This is a genomic window from Zoogloea sp. (genome assembly GCF_044344315.1).
Taxonomy (GTDB): domain Bacteria; phylum Pseudomonadota; class Gammaproteobacteria; order Burkholderiales; family Rhodocyclaceae; genus Zoogloea.
In genome coordinates this window covers 24,706-44,428 of sequence record NZ_JBIJDC010000007.1, presented here as the reverse complement: position 1 = coordinate 44,428, position 19,723 = coordinate 24,706, and the positions used below count along the sequence as shown (strand labels likewise).

Below are 19,723 nucleotides of genomic sequence, written 5' to 3'. Positions count from 1 at the left end.
TCATTTCTTCGCCTCCTGAGGCGCCTGCTCCTGCAGTTGCAGCGTGCTGATACGCTCGGTCCATTCGCCACCGGCGTCCTCGACGAGCTCTTTCAAAGTGATTTCGGACTCGGATATGGCCGTGATCTGGCCGTAGTTCTGCCCGAGATAGTTTCCAAGCTTGACCTGGTGCAGGGTTTTGTCTGCCGCGACAATGGCATGGGACTGGCCCCGTTTGATCAACACCCCTACCATCTTCAGTGACTCGAGAGGGAAGGACTCCAGGGGCTCCTTGCGACGATTGGCATCGGGCATGAACATTCCCGACTTCTTGTCCGGCTCAAGCTTTGCCGCGCGGAAGGGATCAACCTTGGCCGCCCCCTCGTAAAGCACCTCTGTCGCCTGCTGGATCGGGGGCAGAGGCTTAAGGTTGGGCTTGAGATCTTTCGAGGACTCAGTCATCCAGTGCCGCAGATCATCTTGCTGATCCGAGCACCCCGGAAGAACGAGGAGGGCTGCCAGGGGCAGCATCAAGGTCAGTCGCATGATCCTCACTTGGGCGCCTTTTCCTTGGCTTTTTCCCTGCGCAGCCGGGCAACTTCCTCGTCATCCAGATAGCGGTAGGTGATGGCAGTGGCGTCGAACTTCAGGTTGCCCTCCTTCATGGCCTCGATGGCAATGTCATTAAGGGTCACGATACGAGGCATCTGGGCAACGTCACTGACAAACTCGCCAAGATCGTGGTAGTTGCCGGTAACACGCACTGCAATCGGCAACTCGGCATAGAAGTCCTTTGAACCTTCGGAACCCGGCTTAAACAACTCAAACTGAAGACCACGGCCCAGACCTGCCTGGTTGATGTCGGCCAGGAGCGACTCGATCTCGGAACGATTGGGCAATTGCTTGAGCAAGGCACCGAACTGCCGATCAATCTCGCTGAGTTGCCTGCGGTACTCTGCCAGATTCACGGCCTGCCGTTTTTTGTTCAGCCAGTCTTCCTTGAGAGCCAGTTCTTCCCTTTCCCGGGTCTCCAGCATTGCAAACTGATCACTCCAGTCAAACCACCATCCGCCTGCAACGATTGCCGAAAACAGGGCGAGCAGGGTGACCACCCGCGGCAGCACGGGCCACTGTCCGGGATCATTGGGATCAAGCCCCCTGAAATCCCGCTGCAGGGTCTGCAGATCGAAATTGCGCAGGCGCTCCAGCGACTCTTTAAGGCCCATTATGGTTTTCCCTTCGGGGCCGGTGCAGACGCACCCTTTTCCTTGACCAGATCGACGTCTGCCGCCTTGGCGCGTTCGATGTTTACGTTGAGATTGAATTCGCTCACCCGGCGGGTGTTCATTACTGCAGCCTTGACCTCAACAAGATCGGCGCGCTCCAGATGGGGCGATGCCTCAAGATTACGCATCAGATTGGACACCCGGGCGTTGGACTGCGCGTAACCAATCAGGTTGATCTTCGCGCCTGTCTGCTTGAGCGACTTGAGGTAGACACCTTCAGGCATCTGTTGGGCAAGTTCGTTGAATATCTGCACGGTTTCAGTCCGGTTGGTCTGCAGAGACTCGATGACCTGCTTGCGCGACAGCAGCGCTTCGGCCTGCTCGCGCAGACCCTTGATCTCGGAGATTTCCTTGTCGAGGACGGCGATCTCCCGCTTCAGGAAAGCGTTCTTGGCTTCCTGCCCCTCGACATAACCCGTAATGATGGAGTGGCCGACAAACCAAACCAAAAGACCGGCCAATGCAGTCAGCGCAGCCAGCAAAACAAACTGCTGGCGCCGAGCCTTGCGTTTTTCCTCCCGATGGGGGAGCAGGTTGATGCGGATCACGAATCAAACCTCCGCAGGGCGAGGCCACAGGCCACGAGCAGCGCCGGGGCATCCGCCGACAGATTCTTGGGACGGATTTTGGAGCCAAGGCTCATGCCCGCAAAGGGGTTGGCAATATGCGTATCAACCTGAGTCCGACCCGCAACGGTTTCGGCAAGCCCTGAAATCACCGCACACCCTCCCGCCAGGACGATGTGATCCACCTGATTGAATTGGGTCGAGGTAAAGAAGAACTGCAGGGCACGGGACACCTCCAGCGCCATGGCATCCATGAACGGCCTGAGAAGATCCCCCTCATAGCTCTCTGGGAGAGCTCCCGTCCGCTTGCTACTTTCGGCCTCTTCAAGCGACATACCGAAGTGCCGCATGATGTCCTGGGTCAGCAGGAAACCGCCAAAGGCCTGCTCACGGGCATAAACCTGCACGCCGTTGCGCAGGACAGACACGTTCATGACGTTGGCCCCCGCATCCACGAGGGCGATGATCTTGTCGTGACCAGCATCAGGAAGATCGGCCTGAACAAGATCGAATGCCGAAAGCGCGGCGTATGACTCGACGTCCATCACCAAGGCCTTGAGCCCTGCGGCCTCCGCCGCGGCGACCCGATCTTCAACCTTTTCCTTGCGTGACGCGGCAATCAGCACCTCATCCTCGTCGGCACCGGAAGCTGCCGGCCCCACCACCTGGAAGTCGAGATTGACCTCGTCAAGGGCAAAAGGGATGTACTGGTTGGCCTCTGACTCGACCTGAACTTCCAGCTCCTGATCACGCAGGCCCGCCGGCAGAATGATCTTCTTGGTGATGACCGCAGATGCCGGTAATGCGAGGGCCACGAACTTGGTGCTGGTGCCCAGCCTGCGCCATCCCCGGCGAATCGCATCGGAGACAGCCTCCAGATTGGCAATGTTGCCATCCGAAACGGCATCCCTGGGCAGGGCCTCGATCGCGTACCGCTCTACCCGGAACCCTCCCCCGGAAGCGGCGGCCAACTCGACCATCTTGACCGACGACGACGAAATGTCGACACCGATCAGGGGGCGCGCCCCGGGGCTGAGAAAGGATAGGTCGATCACAAAAAGTCCTGAAAATTCTTTACGTTAGGCGCAATTACAACAATCTACTTGAAATCCTAACAACAACCATGACAGGTGTAAAGCAAGTGCCGGTAAAACACCGATTCATGCAACGGGCGTCAAAACGCCCCGCCTCGTATAATGCGGGACTTTTATCTGCTTCCCGCTCCCGACATGCGCTGGGTACTCTACCCCTTCGTTGCCCTCCTCGGCCTGATTGCCATTGGCGTCGCGGTCCTCGCCCTCGCCGTGGCTTTCGCCTGGCCCACCCTGCCGTCGCTGGAAGCTCTTACTGACTACCACCCCAAGATCCCGCTGCGGATCTACACCGCGGACGGTGAGCTGATCGGCGAGTACGGCGAGGAGCGTCGCGCCTTCATCCGCATCCAGGATGTGCCGCCCGTTCTCAAGCACGCCATCCTCGCGGCGGAAGACGACCGCTTCTACCAGCACCCTGGCGTGGATTTCGCCGGCATCCTGCGCGCCGCCGGCGCCAACCTGGCCACCGGCAGCAAGCGCCAGGGTTCGTCGACCATCACCATGCAGGTGGCACGCAATTTCTTCCTGACCCGGGAGAAGACCTATTCGCGCAAACTTTACGAGGTCCTCCTCGCCTTCAAGATCGAACAGAACCTCACCAAGGACCAGATCCTCGAGGTGTACATCAACCAGATCTTTCTCGGGCGACGGGCCTACGGCTTTGCTGTGGCCTCGCACACCTATTTCGGCAAGTCCATCCGTGATCTGAACGTGCCCGAGGCCGCGATGCTGGCCGGCCTGCCCAAGGCGCCCTCCGCCTACAACCCCGTCGTCAATCCAAAGCGGGCGGCACAGCGCCAGCAATACGTGCTGCGTCGCATGGCCGAACTGGGCTTCATCAGCGACACCGAGCATCGCCAAGCCGTGGAAGCGCCCCTCAAGGTGGTCAGCAGCGCTGCCGACCTGGGGGGCAGCGCCGACTACATTGCCGAGATGGCCCGGCAGATTGCTTACGAACAATATCGGGAAGAGGCCTACACGAAGGGCATCAAGGTCATCACGACCATTCTCAAGGCCGAGCAGGAAGCCGCCTACAAGGCGCTCCGCCGCGGCATCCTGGACTACGACCGACGTCACGGTTATCGCGGCGCTGAAAGCTATGCGGACCCGAGCCGCCTGAACACCCAGCACACGGAATCGATGGACGAGATCCTGTCCGAGATCCCCGACTACGACGACATGCTGGCCGCCATCGTCACCCAGGCGGGAGGCGGATCGGTCACCGTATACCGCTACGGGGAATCCATCCGGATCAACGGCGAAGGCCTGCGCTTTGCATCCAGCATGCTCGGTGACAAGGCCCCGCCCAACAAGCGTATCCGGCCCGGCGCGATCGTACGCATCACCCGGGGGGAGAACCGCTGGGAGATCACCCAGCTTCCCGAGGTCGAAGGCGCGCTCGTGGCCGCCGACCCCCAGACCGGTGCCGTACGCGCCCTGGCCGGCGGCTTTGACTTCAACCGCAACAAGTTCAACCACGCCACTCAGGCCTGGCGGCAACCCGGTTCGAGCTTCAAGCCCTTCATCTATTCCGCTGCCTTCGAGAAGGGCTACGGGCCAAACAGCGTGGTGGACGACTCCCCCCTCTCCTTCCCGGCCGGAGAGACCGGCAGCCAATCCTGGGAGCCCAAGAACTACGACGGACGCTACGACGGCCCGATCTCGATCCGCTCAGCCCTGGCACGCTCCAAGAACATGGTGTCGATCCGCCTGCTCAAGTCCATCGGCCCCCGCTACGCCCAGGACTACATTTCCAAGTTCGGCTTCGATCCGGAACGCCACCCCCCTTACCTGACCATGGCACTGGGTGCCGGGTCGGTGACGCCATGGCAGATGCTGCGTGGCTACTCCGTGTTTGCCAACGGCGGTTACCGGGTGGAGCCCTTCCTGGTCAAGGAGATACGCGACGAGGCCGGCAACGTGCTCGCCCGCGTGGACCCACCGATCGCGGGCGAAACCGCCGAGCGGGTCATCGATGAACGCAACGCCTACCTCATGGATTCGGTCATGAAGGATGTCGTGCGCCGGGGTACGGCAACGAAAGCGATGGTGCTCAAGCGCGGCGACCTGGCCGGAAAGACCGGCACCACCAACGAATATGTCGACGCGTGGTTCTGTGGCTACCAACCCACTGTCGCGGCCGTCGCGTGGATCGGCTTTGACCAGCCACGCAAGCTCGGCAATGGCGAAACAGGGGGTGCAGCGGCGCTCCCCATGTGGATCAACTACATGCGCAAGGCCCTCGAAGGCGTCCCGGAAACTTATCCGCAAGCACCCAAGGGCCTGATCCGCATTCAGCCGGCGGGCAGCCCGAGCGAAGAAATGATCTACCAGGAGAACCTGCCCGCAGCCCCTCCGGAAGCACCGCCGGAACCCACTGGCGTGCCGACCGAAGAAGCGCCGGCCGCACCGGGAGCCGCCACCAACTGACCGGAGGGGATCAGCCCGCCAGGCTGATCCCCTCCCCCGCCTGCTCGGACATGCAACGGGACAACACGGCATAGAAATCAGCGCCATCGCGGGTCCCCACCCAGCGCCCCTCGACGGGTCGAAAATGGAAGCCGCCGGACTTGGCGGCCAGCCAGATCTCCCGGGCAGCAGAGTGACGATTCACGATGATCTTGCTACCGTTCTCGAACTCGATCTCGACGATCCCACCGGGCTTGACCTCGTAATCGATGTCCGCCGTACAGTCGTCCAGGAGGCGCTCCAGGCGGTCCAGCTCCGCTTCCGCCAGGGCATTGAAGTCTGCTTCATCCATCGTCTGATCCCTTGTTCTGTTAACATTCCCGTTTTTGCGCGGAACCCATGCGAACCTTCGCCATTGCCGCCGCGGCCTGCGGCTTACTCATGCTGACCGCTTGCGGCATCAAGGGCCCGCTGCATTATCCGCAGATTCCCAAGCCCGCAGCCAAGGCCACCACACCTGCCGATACAAGGCCGACGCCCAGCCGGGCGCCTGGCATGGATCATAACAAACCCGTCTCCCAGGACCCCGCCCAATGACGACTGCCCTGCCCGTGCCGACGCTAGAAGCCGGCCCCGCCGGCCTGACCCTTGAAGGGGTTGCCCTCGCCGACATCGCCGAGCGCTTCGGCACACCCACCTACGTCTATTCCCGCGCCGCCCTCACCGCCGCCTACGAGGCCTACCAGCAGGCCCTCGGCCAGCGCAAGGCGCTGGTCTGCTATGCCGTCAAGGCCAACTCCAGCCTCGGCATCCTGTCGGTCTTCGCCCGGCTTGGCGCCGGCTTCGATATCGTTTCAGGGGGCGAACTGGCGCGGGTGCTGGCGGCCGGTGGCGACGCCGGCAAGGTGATCTTCTCCGGCGTCGGCAAGACCCGCGATGAAATGCGCTACGCCCTCGAAGCGGGAATCGGCTGTTTCAACGTTGAGTCCGCCGCCGAACTCGACCGACTCAACGAAGTCGCCGCCAGCATGGGCAAACGTGCGCCGATTGCCTTCCGCGTGAACCCGGACGTCAATCCCAACACTCACCCCTACATCTCCACCGGCTTGCGCAGCAACAAGTTCGGCGTCGCCTTCACCGAAGCCCTGGACCTTTATCGCAAGGCCGCCACGCTGCCCCACATCGAGATCAGCGGCATCGACTGCCACATCGGCTCCCAACTCCTCGATCCCGCTCCGATGGCCGAGGCCACCGACAAGATCCTCGGTTTGGTGGACCAGCTGGCCAGTGAGGGCATCAAGCTCGACCACATCGATCTGGGCGGTGGCCTCGGCATCCGCTACCGGGACGAAGAGCCGCCCACCCCCACCGAGTATCTCAAGCCGCTGCTGGAGCGCTTTGCCGACCGCGACGAAGCCCTGTGCTTCGAGCCGGGCCGCTCCCTGGTGGGCAACGCCGGCCTGCTGCTGACGCGCATCGAATACCTCAAACCCGGCGTCGAGAAGAACTTTGCCATCATCGACGCGGCCATGAACGACCTGGCCCGGCCGGCGCTTTACGACGCCTACCACGAGATCGTCGCCGTCGCCCCGCGCAGCCTGCCCGCAACCCGCTACGAAGTGGTCGGCCCGATCTGCGAGAGCGGCGACTTCCTGGGTCACGACCGGGATCTTGCCGTTGATACAGGTGACCTGCTGGCCATCCTCTCTGCCGGCGCCTACGGCATGACCATGAGTTCCAACTACAACACCCGCCCGCGGGCTGCCGAGGTGCTGGTGGACGGGGACACGGTGCATGTCATCCGCGAGCGGGAGACCCTCGAACACCTGCTGAGGGGCGAACGCCCGCTTCCCTGACCCCCCACTCCTGCCGCCCGATGGCCACGATCATGCGTTTCGCGCCCCGCGTCACCCTGCTCTTTGCCCTCGGGCTTGCCGGCTGCGGCAACAAACCCGAGCCGGCATCCGACAAGCCCGCCGGCCCGCCGCCCACCCTCATCACGGCGACCGTCGCCCGCAGCGCGGCCCTCGACATCACCGAGGACACCCTGGGGACGCTGGAGGCCCTGATCGACCCCAGCATCGGCGCCGAGGTGGCAGGTCGGGTCACCCGGGTGGTGGCCCATAGCGGAGACAAGGTCAGGCGCGGACAGCTGCTCGCCGAACTGGATGCCTCCGACTTCGCCATCCAGACCCGGGTCGATGGTGCCGAGATTGCCCGCCTGGAAGCCCTGGTGGCCCAGGCCGAGCGCTTCGCCGAACGTCAGCAAGACCTCGTCGCCAAAGGCTTCATCTCGCGCAATGGCGCCGAAGACAGCCTGGCCCAGCGGGATGCCCTGCGCGCCCAGCTGGCCACCGCCCGGGCACGGGAAAGTGCTTCCAGAAACGATCTCGGGCGCACCCGGGTCGTGGCGCCGGTGGATGGCATCATCGAAACCCAGATCGTCTCCCCCGGCGACTATGTGAAGGTGGGCGATCCGCTCTTCCGCCTGATCTCCAACCGCATCCTGCGCGCCCACCTGCCCTATCCGGAATCTGCTGCAGGCCGCATCCGCGCCGGCCAGCCGGTACGTCTGAGCCTGCCCCACCTGCCGGGCAAGGTGATCGAGGGCACGGTGGAAGACGTGAAGCCCACCATCAACGACAGCAGCCGGGCCCTGGATGTCCTCGTCCGGGTCAGCAACGACGGCAGCCTGCTTTCGGGGGGCACCGTCAATGCGTCCATCGTCACCGGGCACAAGGCCGCAGCGGTGATGGTGCCCGAACAGAGCGTGGTGCTACGCCCGGCCGGCAAGGTGGTTTATGTGATCGCCGGCGGCAAGGCCGTCCAGCGGGTGGTTGAAGTGGGCGCCAAACGCGATGGCCGGGTGGAGATTGCCAAGGGTCTGGCCGATGGCGAAACCGTCGCCGAGGACGGCGCAGGCTTCCTGAGTGACGGTGCCGCCGTCAACGTCAAGGCAGCGCCCGCCCGCAAGCCATGACCCTGCCCGAGCTTTCCATCAAGCGCCACGTGCTGGCGTGGATGATGAGCGCCGTGCTGGTGCTGGTCGGGGTGATCGGCTACCAGCGGGTCGGCATGGACCGCTTTCCCTACATCGAATTTCCGGTGATCTCGATCACCACGGCACTGAAGGGCGCCAACCCGGACATCGTCGATTCGAGCATCACCAACGTGATCGAATCGGCGGTCAACAGCGTGCCGGGCATCGAGCACGTGCAGTCCACCTCATCGCCCGGCGTCTCGGTGGTCAACATCACCTTCGCCCTTGAAAAGAAGGTGGACGTGGCCTTCAACGAGGTCCAGTCCAAGGTCAATCAGGTGCTGCGCCGCCTGCCCAAGGATGTGGACCCGCCGGTCATCGCCAAGGTCGAGACCAACGCCCAGCCCATCATGTGGCTGGCCCTGCAGGGCGACCGCACCCAGCAGCAGCTCAACCAGTACGCCCTCAACGTGCTCAAGAAGCGCCTGGAGACCATCGACGGCGTGGGCGAGGTGCGCCTCGGTGGTCGCCGTGACCGCACCATACGGGTCAACCTGCTGCCGGACCGCATGGCAGCCCATACCATCACTGCCCAGGACATCAGTGACGCCTTTGCCCGGGAGCATGTGCAGCTTGCCGGCGGCTTCGTGGTCGGCCAGAAAACCGAAAGCCTGCTCAAGCTCGACCTGGAGTTCCATCAGGTCGGCGAGCTACGGGGCCTCATCGTTGCCTGGCGCAACAAGGCACCGATCCGTCTGGGTGACGTGGCCGAGATCGAGGACGGCCTCACCGACAACCGCCAGCTGGCCCGCTTCAACGGCAAGACCACCGTGGGTCTGGGCATGGTGAAAATCGCCAACGCCAACACGGTGGCCATCACCGAGCGCATCCTGGAGCGTGTGGAACGGGAGCTGCGCCCGGCCCTGCCACCGGGCATGAGCCTGTCGGTGGTCTCCAATGATGCGGTCTTCATCCTCGAGATCGTGGACTCCCTCAAGGAGCACCTGATCGAGGGCACCCTGCTGGCCTCCCTGGTGGTTTGGATCTTCCTGCGCTCGGTGCGCTCCACCCTGATCATCGCCCTGGCCATCCCGGTGTCCCTGATGGGCGCCATCGCCGTCATCTATTTTGCCGGTTTCACCCTCAACTCCCTGACCATGCTGGCCCTGCTGCTGCTCATCGGGGTGGTGGTGGACGACGCCATCGTGGTGCTGGAGAACATCTTCAGGCATCGGGAAGAGCTGGATCCGGACCCGGTATCGGCCGCCATCAATGGCAGCAACGAGGTGGTCTTCGCCGTCATGGCCGCCACCCTGTCGCTGGTGTGCATCTTTGCACCGGTGGCCTTCATCTCCGGGATCATCGGCCAGTTCTTCCGCAGCTTTGCCCTGGTGGTCACCTTTGGCGTGCTGGTTTCCCTGTTCGTGTCCCTCACCCTGACGCCCATGCTGTGCGCCCGCTACCTGCGGGTCGAGAAGCAGCACGGCCCCATCTACCGGGCCTTCGACCGCCTTTTCGCCGGCCTGGACGCCATCTATGTGCGCCTGCTGGAAGGCGCCCTCACCCATCGCCTGTGGGTGCTGCTGGCCACCCTGGCCGTGGTGGGCTCCAGCGCCTTCTTCTTCACCCATGTGGGCAAGGCCTTCACTCCGGAACAGGACGAGGGACGCTTCCTGGTGTCCCTGCGCACGCCCCTGGGCTCGAGCATCGACTACACCGACAGCAAACTGCGCGAGGTGGAAGCCATCCTCGACCAGCACCCGGAGATCCGCTCCGAGTTCGCCCTGATCGGCCTCGGCACGGCCGGGCAGGTCAACCAGGGTACGGTGGTGGTGCGCATGGTTCCGCGGGAGGAGCGCAGCGTGAAGCAGCAGGACGTGATCCCGCTGCTGCGCAAGGAGTTCAGCCAGGTCGCTGGCGCCCGGGTGTTTGCCGCACCGTATCCGATGGTCCAGGGGCAGCGGGGCGAGCCGCTGCAGTTCGTGCTGACGGGTGAGAACCTGCAGGAACTCGGCCGCCATGCGGTGGCCCTGCAGCGCAAGCTGGCCACCATCCCCGGCATTGGCCGCATGGACACCGACCTGCAGCTCGACCTCCCTCAGCTGGCCTTCGCGCCCGACCGACTGCGCATCGCCGACGCCGGCCTGAGCACCCAGGACGTGGCCCTGGCCATCAACATGCTCACCGGCGGCGTGGACATCGCCAAATACAGTGACGAGCCCGGCGACGGCCAGCGCTACGACATTCGGGTGAAGGCTCGGGAAGGCAGCTTCACTCAGCCATCCGATCTGTCGAAGATCTTCCTGCGCAACAAGTCGGGCCAGCTGGTGCGCCTCGACAGCGTGGCCAGCTTCCGGGAAACCCTGGGGCCGGCCGTCGTCGGGCGATTCGACCTGCAATACGCCGCCACTTTCTACGCCTCCCCGACCCTGCCCCTGGGTGAAGCGGTGGACGTGGTCAAGCGCAGCGCCGCAGAGCTGCTGCCCACGGGCTACCAGGTCAAGCTGATCGGCCAGGCCGAGGAGTTCGGCAAGACCCAGAAGTACATGAGCTTCACCTTTGCCCTGGCCCTGACCCTGCTCTACATGGTGCTGGCCAGCCAGTTCAACAGCTTTGTCCAGCCCTTCATCGTGATGCTGGCCCAGCCCCTGGCCATCGTCGGCGGCGTGGCGGCCCTGTGGGCCACGGGCCACACCCTGAACATCTACTCGATGATCGGCCTGGTGCTACTGATCGGCCTGGTGGCCAAGAATTCGATCCTGTTGGTGGACCTCACCAACCAGCGTCGCGACGAGGGCCTGCCCGTGGACACCGCCCTGCGCAATGCCTGCCCGATCCGCATGCGTCCGGTGCTGATGACGTCCGCCACGGTGATCCTGGCCCTGGCCCCGGCGGCGCTGGGCTTTGGCGCCGGCAACGAGACCAACCAGCCCCTGGCCATTGCGGTGATCGGCGGCATGGTCAGTTCGACCCTGCTGACCCTGGTGGTGGTGCCGGCGGTGTATTCGCTGGTGGAAGGCTGGCGCGAGCGACGCCGAAAGACTGTGCCGGATCCGGCGCGGGGGTAGATCGGGGGCGCGGGGCGGTGATGGCCGCCCCAGGGCTCATCCGGCTATGCCGGCGCCCCGGACACGACGCTGACGGAAGCCTTGCCAGCAGGCGTCTCAAGCCAGCGCAGCAGGATGCGATAGGTATCCAGGTCAAAGGATCGGGCTGGCGGTGCGGCGATGAGCGCGGCCAGGGCAGATTCGTCTTCCACCGTCCCCAGCACACACCACGCATCCAGCAGGTGGAAGGCCAGGCGGCCGGTCTCGGGGTGCGCCTCCCGGACTATCACCGCCCCCCCCCAGGGCCAGCGCTTCAGGCGCAGGCTCTCCAGCACCTTAAGAAGGCGTTCGTCGTGCTCCGCCGGGCTTTCCTTGCCGGCGCACACGCCGGCACAGCGTTTGGCCGAGTGGGCCAGGCAGGGGCCGTCATTCCAGGGCTCCGTGCCAAGGCGCCTGGGGCACAGACGGTAGAGACTGGCGAATTCGCGCAGGGCAGCGTCCGCCTCCTTCTTGCTGCGAAACGCCCCATATAGCGCAGCCCCGGCCAGGGGGTCGGCACCATTCAGGCTCTCCCGCAGCAACACCGGGCCGCGTTTGCGGGCCGGGTCATAACGCAACCCGAACACCGCCTCTGCATCCCGCAACTGGCGATTCTCGGCGGGTTTCAGCTGACGCAGCAAGCGAGATTCAAGGAGCAGCGCCCCCAGCTCACCCGCTGTCACATGCCAATCCACCCGCCGCACGTTCTGGGCGATCTTGGCTTCCTTGCTATTGCGATGCTCGGACGAGAAATGGCTCATCACCCGGGAGCGCAGGCTGACGCCGCGGCCCACATAAACCGGAAGATCATTCTCGCCATGAAAAACATAGACCCCCGGACCTTCGGGGATACCCTCGAGCACGCCCTCCGGCAGACCAGCTGGCCGACTTGGCGCCTTCATGGCCTTGACGATGGCCATGTCGAGCACATTCCGCTCGAAGGTGGCGGCGACGATGCCGGCAAACTGGTAGAGGGCTTCGGTATCGCCCATGGCCCGATGGCGGGCCGAGCAGGTGAGGCCGTGACGCTCGATCAGCGCGTCCAGCCCGTGCTTGTGGTGCTGGGGGTACAGGGCGCGGGACAGCTTGACGGTGCACAGCACCGGCGCGTCGAAGCGCTCGCCAATGCGCTGGAATTCGTTCTTGATGAAACCGTAATCGAAGCGGGCATTGTGAGCGACGAAGATGCAGTCGGCAAACAACCGCCGGACCTGTGCGGTCAGCTCGGCAAAGGCCGGCGCATCGGCCACCATGTCATCGGTGATGCCGACCAGGGCCTGGATATTGTCAGGAATGGGAATGCCCGGATTGACCAGGCTTGACCAGCGTTCAACCAGCTCGCCGTCCTCGACCCGCAGGACAGCAATCTCGGTAACTCGATCAACCACCGGATTGGCTCCGGTGGTTTCGACATCAATGAAGGCGAGCCGTGGCGCGAACAATCCGCCGCTTAACCTTCAGTCGAGTAGGGATAGGCCTTGGTCGGAACCTGGCCCTCGGCGTACTGCCGGGTGGTCTCGGCGTTCTGGGGCTTGTCCCACCACAGGGCACGGCCCTTTTTCTGCTCTTCGCGCTCTTCCGGATGCTTCTCCATCCATTCGCGCATGAACTTGGTGTGCTCGGATTCGTAACCTGCCATGTCTGATCTCCCTTTTAGCGGCGTGGATTCTAGCAGCCTCAGGCGCTTTTCTGGTCGCCCTTGAGACGGTTGATACGGACCACCTCGGGGATGTTGCGCATCCCGCGGATGACCTTTGCAAGGTGCAGGCGATGGGTCACCTGCAGGGTGATGTAGATGGTGGAGTAGGCGCCCTGCTCCCCATCGGTGCTCACGTTCTGGATGTTGCAGTCCTGCTCGGAGATGGCGTTGGCGACCTTGGCCAGCACCCCGCGCACGTTCTGGGTGAGCAGTTTGAGGGTTACGTCGAAGAGGCGGTCGGACGACGCCTCCCACTCGACATCGATCCAGCGATCCCGCTCGCTGCGCAGCTTGCGGGCCTGGGGACAGTCGTGCATATGCACTTCGAGGCCCTGGCCCTTGCGGATGATACCGACAATGGGATCGCCCGGAATGGGGCGACAGCAGCGGGCCAGCTGCACCGCCACACCCTCGGTGCCACGGATCAGGATGGCGCCGGCGGGCTTGGGTTTGACCACGTCGGCCCGGCCCGACTCCACATCCTGGATCTCGGCCAGGCGGCGCGCCACGATGGCCGGCAGGCGGCGCCCGAGACCAATGTCGGTCATCAGCTCGCGGCGATTGGGCAGTGTGAATTCCTTGAGGAAGCGGTCCCAGGCAAACATGCTCACCTGGCCCAGGGTCAGGCCATGGGGCCGCAGGGCCTGGTTGAGCAGGCGCTCGCCCAGGGTCGACGCTTCTTCCTGCTGGGCGTTCTTGAGGAAATGCCGGATCTGGGCTCGCGCCTTACCGGTACGCACATAGCTCAGCCAGGCCGGATTGGGGCTGGCGTGGGCCGCAGTGATGATCTCGATCTGGTCACCGTTATGCAGCTCGGTGCGAAGGGGCATCAGTTCGCCGTTGATGCGCCCGGCCACGCAGCGGTTGCCCACATCGGTGTGCACTGCATAGGCAAAATCCACCACCGTTGCGCCCCGTGGCAAGGCAAAGATCTTGCCCTTGGGGGTGAAGGCGTAGACCTCGCCGGGAAAGAGATCGACCTTGACGTGCTCCAGGAATTCGCTGGAATCGCCCGAGGTGGACTGGAGCTCGAGCAGGGACTGCAACCAGCTATGGGTCTTGTGCTGGAGCTCGGTGAGGGTCTTTTCGTCTTCCTTGTACAGCCAGTGGGAGGCCACGCCGCTTTCGGCGATATGGTTCATCTGGTGGGTGCGGATCTGCACCTCGACCGGGGTACCGAAAGGCCCGATGAGCGTGGTGTGCAGGGACTGGTAGCCGTTTCCCTTGGGGATGGCGATGTAGTCCTTGAACTTGCCGGGCACCGGCTTGTAGAGGGCATGCAGCGCACCGAGGGCCCGGTAGCACGTCTGGATGTCGGGGACGATGACGCGGAACCCGTAGATGTCGAGCACCTGGGAAAAGCTCAGGCGCTTCTCGGCCATCTTGCGGTAGATGCTGTAAAGGTGCTTCTCGCGCCCGCGCACCTCGGCCTGGATGTCCCACTGGGGGAGGCGCTCCTCGATGGCGACGAGGATCTTGCCGACCACTTCACGCCGGTTGCCGCGGGCCGCCAGGATGGCCTTGGACAGCACGCTGAAACGCATCGGGTAGCGGTGCTTGAAGGCCAGCTCCTGGAGCTCGCGATACAGGCTGTTGAGCCCCAGCCGGTTGGCGATGGGCGCGTGGATCTCCTGGGTTTCGCGGGCGATACGGCGTCGCTTGTCGGGACGCATGTGGTCGAGCGTCCGCATGTTGTGCAGACGGTCGGCCAGCTTGATGAGGATCACCCGCAGGTCGCTGGCCATGGCCAGCAGCATCTTGCGGAAGTTCTCGGCCTGGGCTTCTTCCTGGGACTGGAACTCGATCTTGTCGAGCTTGGAGACCCCATCAACCAGCTCTGCCGTGGTGCGTCCGAAGCGCTCGGAGATCTCGGCCTTGGTGATGTGGGTGTCCTCCATCACGTCATGGAGGAGGGCCGCACACAGGGCCTGTGCATCCAGGTGCCAGCCAGCGAGAATCTCGGCAACAGCAACCGGATGGGAAATGTAAGGCTCGCCGCTCTTGCGCACCTGCCCGTGATGGGCATCGGCAGAAAAATGGTAAGCGGCTTCGATGCGGCCCACGTCCTCCGGACGAAGGTAGGCCGCTACCTGGGCCCTCAGGCGTCCGAAATCGAGGGGCAGGACACAGGAGGGAGGAGGCTGGAAAACGCCGCTACCACTGACGGGGATCGGGGCGGCGGATTCCATGACATCACTCTCTCGGGAAAGGCGCTCAGGCCTGACCGCGGTTGAGGATTTCAGCCCCGACCTTGCCGGCGGCAATTTCGCGCAGGGCGATCACGGTGGGCTTGTCCTTGTCGTGGCGGTCCAGGTCCACCTGGGGGGTGGCGCCGGCCGTCAGCTGACGGGCACGATAGGTGGCCGCCAGGGTGAGCTGGAAGCGGTTGGGAATTCTTTTCAGGCAGTCGTCGACGGTAATGCGGGCCATATCAATCCTGTTCCAGGTAATGGAAAAACTCCGGCTTGCGTGCCTCCTGGTTGGCGTAGCGAAGCCGTGATGCTCGCACCACCGCAACCAGATCTTCGAGGGCGACGGGCAAGTCTTCGTTGATTATAACGTAGTCGAACTCGGCCACATGGCGCATCTCGCCCCGGGCGCCAAGCACCCGGCGTGCAATGACATCCTCGGAGTCGGTGCCACGGCCGCGCAGGCGTCGCTCCAGCTCCTCCAGCGACGGGGGCAGGATGAACACCCCAACCGCCTTCGGGAAGACCTTGCGCACCTGCTGCGCGCCCTGCCAGTCAATCTCCAGCAGGATATCGTTGCCACCCGCAATCTGCGCCTCCAGCCAGGCCCGGGAAGTCCCGTAGTAATTGCTGTGGACCTCGGCCCACTCAAGGAATTCACCCTTGTCGCGCAGGGCGCGGAAGGTGGGCACATCGACAAAATGGTAATGCGTGCCATCCACCTCGCCGGCGCGCGGTTCGCGGGTGGCGTAGGACACCGAGAGCTTGACCAGGGGGTCGCGGGCCAGCAGGCCGCTGACCAGGGTGGTCTTACCGGCGCCGGAGGGGGCGGTAACGATAAACAGTGTGCCGGGCATGGGGCCTTCTCCTACTCGATGTTTTGCACCTGCTCGCGCATCTGTTCGATGGCCAGCTTGAGTTCGACGGCAATGGCCGTCATGTCGGCAGCCATGGCCTTGGAACCCAGGGTGTTGGCCTCGCGGTTCAGCTCCTGCATCAGGAAATCCAGGCGTTTGCCGGCCGAACCACCCACCTTCAGGATCCGCTCCACCTCATCCAGGTGGGTGGACAGGCGGGACAGCTCCTCCGCCACATCCACGCGCTGGGCGAAGAGTCCGACCTCGAGGCGGATGCGGTCGTCGTCGAGGGTAGCTGCCGCATCCCGCAGGCGGGTGGCAAGCTTTTCCTGATATTCGGCGACCAGCGCCGGCACCCGGGGCTGCACGGTAGCCACCAACTGACGCATGTGGGCGATGCGCCCGCGGATCATCTCGGCCAGCTTGTCGCCCTCACGCCGACGCGTGGCAATCAACTCATCCAGGGCCACGGCAATGGTTGCGGCGATTTCCGGCTGCATGGCCTCGAAGGTCACGCTGTCGTCAGCCAGAATACCGGGCCAGCGCAGCACTTCGACCACCGACAGGGGTGCCGCCTGGGGCAGCTCGGCCTGGATGGCGGCCTGGGCCGCCTTCAGTTGTCCCAGCACCATGCCGTTGATGGAAATGTCGCGCGCTGCGTTATCCTTGGCCTGCAGATTGAAACGGCACTCCACCTTGCCCCGCCGCAACTTGGCGGTGATCGCCTCGCGCAACATGGGCTCGGCCTGGCGCAGGTCATCATTGATCCGGAAGGCAAGATCGAGATAGCGGGAATTGACACTCCGCAGTTCGAGATGCAATGCCACGCGGCCCAGGTCGCGAGTCTGGACGGCATAACCCGTCATGCTGTGAATCATCATTTTTTCCCGAGATAGAGCGGCAATCCGCGGCTACACTAGCGAGTCAGATTGCCACCAAAAGACGAAGTGTAGCGCCCCGCCTGATGGCCACTCAACAGAACTGCGCCCTCCCGTCCGGATTTCAGCTCGACCACTACCGGGTCGAGCGGCAGCTTTCGCTGGGTGGTTTTTCCATTGTGTACCTGGCCTACGACCAGGACGGCACGCCTGTCGCCATCAAGGAATACCTGCCCAACTCCCTTGCTCTGCGGGCCGAGGGCGAAGTCACGCCCCATGTCACTGAAGCCCACCAAGGGGCCTTCCGCTACGGCATGAAGTGCTTCTTTGAAGAAGGGCGGGCCCTGGCCAAGCTGGTGCACCCCAATGTGGTGCGGGTGCTCAACTTCTTCCGCGCCAACGGCACGGTGTACATGGTGATGCAGTTCGAACGAGGCCGGACGCTCCACGACTACGCCCAAAAGAACAAGAACAACGTCCGCGAGCGCTTCATTCGCGGTGTCTTCACACGCATGCTCAATGGCCTGCGCGAGGTGCACGCCCACAAGCTGCTGCACCTGGACATCAAGCCCTCGAACATCTATCTGCGGGCCGATGGCACCCCGGTGCTGCTCGACTTCGGCGCGGCCCGGCAAACCCTGATGTCGGACACGCCCATCCTGAAACCGATGTACACGCCCGGCTTCGCTTCCCCGGAGCAGTTCAACAACCGGGACGCCCTCGGCCCTTGGAGCGACATCTACAGCGTAGGCGCCAGCATGTACGCCTGCCTGGCTGGCAACTCACCTCAGCGCTCGGATGAGCGCGTCAACAGCGACAACGTCGTTCCAGCAACCGAGCAGTGGGCGGGCAAATACTCCCACCACTTTCTGGCGACCATCGACTGGTGCCTGCAACTCGATCCGCTGAAGCGCCCGCAGAGCTGCTTCGCCCTGCAGAAGGTGCTTGCACAACGCCACCGCGAAGCGCCCCCCGTTCAGAAAACCTGGCTTGAAGGGCTGGGCTCACGATTAAAGACAATGATAGGCCGTACATGAGATTCACCATTTTCCAGGAGAGCCGGGTCGGCAAGCGGCGCACCAACCAAGACCGCGTCGCCTATTCGTACACGCGGGACGCACTGCTGCTGGTCCTGGCTGACGGTATGGGCGGCCACCTTTATGGCGAAGTCGCAGCCCAGATCTCGGTGCAGTTCATCGCCCAGTCCTTCCAGCAGGAAGCCCGCCCCAAGGTCACCGATCCGATCCTGTTCCTGTCGCGGGTGCTCAGCAATGCCCACCACGCCATCCTCGATTACGCCTTCGACAAGCACCTGGCCGACATTCCCCGCACCACCATCGTTGCCTGTCTGGTGCAGGAAGGCGTGGCCCACTGGGCCCACGCGGGCGACTCGCGCCTCTACCTGATCCGCAAAGGCAAGCTGGTTACCCAGACCCGAGACCACTCACGGGTTCAGCTGATGCTCGACCAAGGCCTCCTCGACGCCGAAAGCGCCGCCGTGCACCCGGGCCGTAACCGCATCTTCAGCTGCCTGGGCGGCAGCCACCCGCCACAGATCGAATTCTCCCGAGGTACCCCCCTCATCAATGGAGACGTCATCGCCATCTGCTCGGACGGCGTCTGGGGGCCTCTCGATAGCGACACCCTGGTTCAAACCCTGGCCGACGGCCGGGTCATGGACGGTGTCCCGCAGCTCATGGACGAAGCCGAGGCCCTCGGCGGCGCCCAGTGCGACAACATGACCCTGATCGCCATGACCTGGCACGACGACCACCAGGAAGACACCCCCGACACGGTCTCCACCCGTACCATGCCCGCCGATGCCTTCACCACCCAGATGGAGGGCTTCGGACGTAACAAGCGCGACCAGGAAGATCTCAGTGAAGACGAGATCGAACGCGCCATCCGTGAAATCAACGCAGCCATCCATAAATTCAAATGACCGACACCCCCTTCGCCCGCCCCAGTGGCCGCACGCCTGCCCAGCTCCGCCCCGTCCGCATCACCCGCGGCTTCACCCGCCATGCCGAAGGGTCGGTGCTCATCGAGTTTGGTGATACCCGCGTGCTGTGCACCGCCAGCGTCGAAGAGTCCGTGCCCCCTTTTCTGCGCGGCAAGGGTCAGGGCTGGTTGACCGCCGAATACGGCATGCTGCCCCGCTCCACCCACACCCGCAGCGCCCGTGAAGCCGCCAAGGGCAAGCAGAGCGGTCGCACCCAGGAGATCCAGCGCCTGATCGGACGCAGCCTGCGTGCCGTGGTGGACATGGCCGCCCTGGGCGAGCGTCAGATCACCATCGACTGTGACGTGCTGCAAGCCGACGGCGGCACCCGCACCGCCTCCATCACCGGCGCCTGCATTGCCGTCCATGAAGCCCTCGACGGCCTCGTCAAGGCCGGCAAGCTGCCCGCCAACCCGATGCGCGACTTCGTCGCCGCCATCTCGGTGGGCATCTACAAGGGCGTCCCTGTCCTCGACCTGGACTACCCGGAAGACTCCGACTGCGAAACCGACATGAACGTGGTGATGACCGGCTCGGGCGGCTTTGTTGAAGTCCAGGGCACCGCCGAAGGCGCGCCCTTTTCCCGCACCGAACTGAACAGCCTGCTGGAACTGGCCGGCGCCGGCATTGCCGAACTCGTCGTGGAGCAAAAAAAGGCTCTCGGCATTCCAGCCTGAGCGCCACGAAAGCGAGGCACC

The 19,723-nt window shown here is 63.9% G+C and carries 19 protein-coding genes; 8 read left to right on the top strand and 11 right to left on the bottom strand.

The genetic code is table 11. The features are described from left to right. Genes ACIQ09_RS02795 through ACIQ09_RS02780 form a run of 4 tightly spaced genes read right to left on the bottom strand, consistent with a single transcriptional unit; the run spans position 1 to position 2,886 of the window. Positions 1 to 525: a pilus assembly protein PilP gene (locus ACIQ09_RS02795; RefSeq protein WP_398305769.1), complete on the bottom strand. Its 525-nt coding sequence runs from the start codon at positions 523 to 525 to the stop codon at positions 1 to 3. Positions 526 to 530: 5 nt separating this feature from the next. Next, on the bottom strand, positions 531 to 1,205 hold the full coding sequence (locus tag ACIQ09_RS02790) for a type 4a pilus biogenesis protein PilO (RefSeq protein ID WP_398305766.1): 675 nt from the start codon (positions 1,203 to 1,205) through the stop codon (positions 531 to 533). Continuing rightward, entirely contained in the window at positions 1,205 to 1,813 is a 609-nt protein-coding gene (locus ACIQ09_RS02785; RefSeq protein WP_398305763.1) for a PilN domain-containing protein, read from the bottom strand. Before ACIQ09_RS02785 ends, ACIQ09_RS02790 begins: the two co-directional genes overlap by 1 nt. After that, entirely contained in the window at positions 1,810 to 2,886 is a 1,077-nt protein-coding gene (locus ACIQ09_RS02780) for a pilus assembly protein PilM (protein ID WP_398305760.1), read from the bottom strand. Before ACIQ09_RS02780 ends, ACIQ09_RS02785 begins: the two co-directional genes overlap by 4 nt. A 174-nt stretch (positions 2,887 to 3,060) precedes the next feature. Here ACIQ09_RS02780 and ACIQ09_RS02775 point away from each other — a divergent pair, with 174 nt between their 5' ends. Further along, positions 3,061 to 5,355, top strand: a complete 2,295-nt coding sequence (locus ACIQ09_RS02775) for a penicillin-binding protein 1A (RefSeq protein ID WP_398305757.1) — start codon at positions 3,061 to 3,063, stop codon at positions 5,353 to 5,355. 10 nt (positions 5,356 to 5,365) lie between these two features. Here ACIQ09_RS02775 and cyaY read toward each other — a convergent pair whose 3' ends face one another. Further along, positions 5,366 to 5,686, bottom strand: a complete 321-nt coding sequence (gene cyaY, locus ACIQ09_RS02770; protein ID WP_398305754.1) for an iron donor protein CyaY — start codon at positions 5,684 to 5,686, stop codon at positions 5,366 to 5,368. A gap of 47 nt (positions 5,687 to 5,733) precedes the next feature. On the opposite strand from cyaY, the gene ACIQ09_RS02765 reads away from it, so the two are divergent. The 4 genes from ACIQ09_RS02765 to ACIQ09_RS02750 are packed head-to-tail and all read left to right on the top strand — an operon-like array spanning position 5,734 to position 11,382. Beyond that, positions 5,734 to 5,931, top strand: a complete 198-nt coding sequence (locus tag ACIQ09_RS02765; RefSeq protein WP_398305751.1) for a lipoprotein — start codon at positions 5,734 to 5,736, stop codon at positions 5,929 to 5,931. After that, positions 5,928 to 7,190, top strand: a complete 1,263-nt coding sequence (lysA, locus tag ACIQ09_RS02760; RefSeq protein ID WP_398305748.1) for a diaminopimelate decarboxylase — start codon at positions 5,928 to 5,930, stop codon at positions 7,188 to 7,190. Before ACIQ09_RS02765 ends, lysA begins: the two co-directional genes overlap by 4 nt. Positions 7,191 to 7,222: 32 nt before the next feature. Beyond that, the gene (locus ACIQ09_RS02755) at positions 7,223 to 8,314 is read left to right on the top strand and encodes an efflux RND transporter periplasmic adaptor subunit (protein ID WP_398305745.1); all 1,092 of its coding nucleotides are present in this window, start codon (positions 7,223 to 7,225) and stop codon (positions 8,312 to 8,314) included. Next, a complete protein-coding gene (locus tag ACIQ09_RS02750; RefSeq protein WP_398305742.1) occupies positions 8,311 to 11,382 on the top strand; it encodes an efflux RND transporter permease subunit in 3,072 nt (1,023 codons plus the stop codon). Before ACIQ09_RS02755 ends, ACIQ09_RS02750 begins: the two co-directional genes overlap by 4 nt. A 44-nt stretch (positions 11,383 to 11,426) precedes the next feature. Here the strand turns inward: ACIQ09_RS02750 and ACIQ09_RS02745 are convergent, their stop codons facing one another. Genes ACIQ09_RS02745 through ACIQ09_RS02720 form a run of 6 tightly spaced genes read right to left on the bottom strand, consistent with a single transcriptional unit; the run spans position 11,427 to position 17,023 of the window. Further along, complete coding sequence (locus ACIQ09_RS02745; protein ID WP_398305739.1) at positions 11,427 to 12,842, bottom strand: exonuclease domain-containing protein; 1,416 nt, start codon at positions 12,840 to 12,842, stop codon at positions 11,427 to 11,429. Between the two features lie 8 nt (positions 12,843 to 12,850). Beyond that, positions 12,851 to 13,039, bottom strand: coding sequence for a DUF3460 family protein (locus ACIQ09_RS02740; RefSeq protein ID WP_398305736.1), 189 nt, complete (start codon positions 13,037 to 13,039; stop codon positions 12,851 to 12,853). 38 nt (positions 13,040 to 13,077) lie between these two features. Further along, the gene (locus ACIQ09_RS02735) at positions 13,078 to 15,288 is read right to left on the bottom strand and encodes a RelA/SpoT family protein (protein WP_398305733.1); all 2,211 of its coding nucleotides are present in this window, start codon (positions 15,286 to 15,288) and stop codon (positions 13,078 to 13,080) included. Positions 15,289 to 15,313: 25 nt separating this feature from the next. Continuing rightward, positions 15,314 to 15,529: a DNA-directed RNA polymerase subunit omega gene (rpoZ, locus tag ACIQ09_RS02730; protein WP_398305730.1), complete on the bottom strand. Its 216-nt coding sequence runs from the start codon at positions 15,527 to 15,529 to the stop codon at positions 15,314 to 15,316. Between the two features lies 1 nt (position 15,530). Continuing rightward, entirely contained in the window at positions 15,531 to 16,145 is a 615-nt protein-coding gene (gene gmk, locus ACIQ09_RS02725; RefSeq protein ID WP_398305727.1) for a guanylate kinase, read from the bottom strand. An 11-nt stretch (positions 16,146 to 16,156) separates the two neighbouring features. Continuing rightward, positions 16,157 to 17,023, bottom strand: a complete 867-nt coding sequence (locus ACIQ09_RS02720) for a YicC/YloC family endoribonuclease (protein ID WP_296566318.1) — start codon at positions 17,021 to 17,023, stop codon at positions 16,157 to 16,159. 86 nt (positions 17,024 to 17,109) lie between these two features. On the opposite strand from ACIQ09_RS02720, the gene ACIQ09_RS02715 reads away from it, so the two are divergent. From ACIQ09_RS02715 to rph, 3 genes are read left to right on the top strand one after another with little or no spacing between them, the layout of a single operon-like run. Continuing rightward, complete coding sequence (locus ACIQ09_RS02715) at positions 17,110 to 18,060, top strand: serine/threonine protein kinase (RefSeq protein ID WP_398305724.1); 951 nt, start codon at positions 17,110 to 17,112, stop codon at positions 18,058 to 18,060. Continuing rightward, a complete protein-coding gene (locus tag ACIQ09_RS02710) occupies positions 18,057 to 18,965 on the top strand; it encodes a PP2C family protein-serine/threonine phosphatase (RefSeq protein WP_398305721.1) in 909 nt (302 codons plus the stop codon). Before ACIQ09_RS02715 ends, ACIQ09_RS02710 begins: the two co-directional genes overlap by 4 nt. Then, positions 18,962 to 19,702, top strand: a complete 741-nt coding sequence (gene rph, locus ACIQ09_RS02705) for a ribonuclease PH (RefSeq protein ID WP_296410163.1) — start codon at positions 18,962 to 18,964, stop codon at positions 19,700 to 19,702. Before ACIQ09_RS02710 ends, rph begins: the two co-directional genes overlap by 4 nt. Positions 19,703 to 19,723 lie beyond the last annotated feature (21 nt).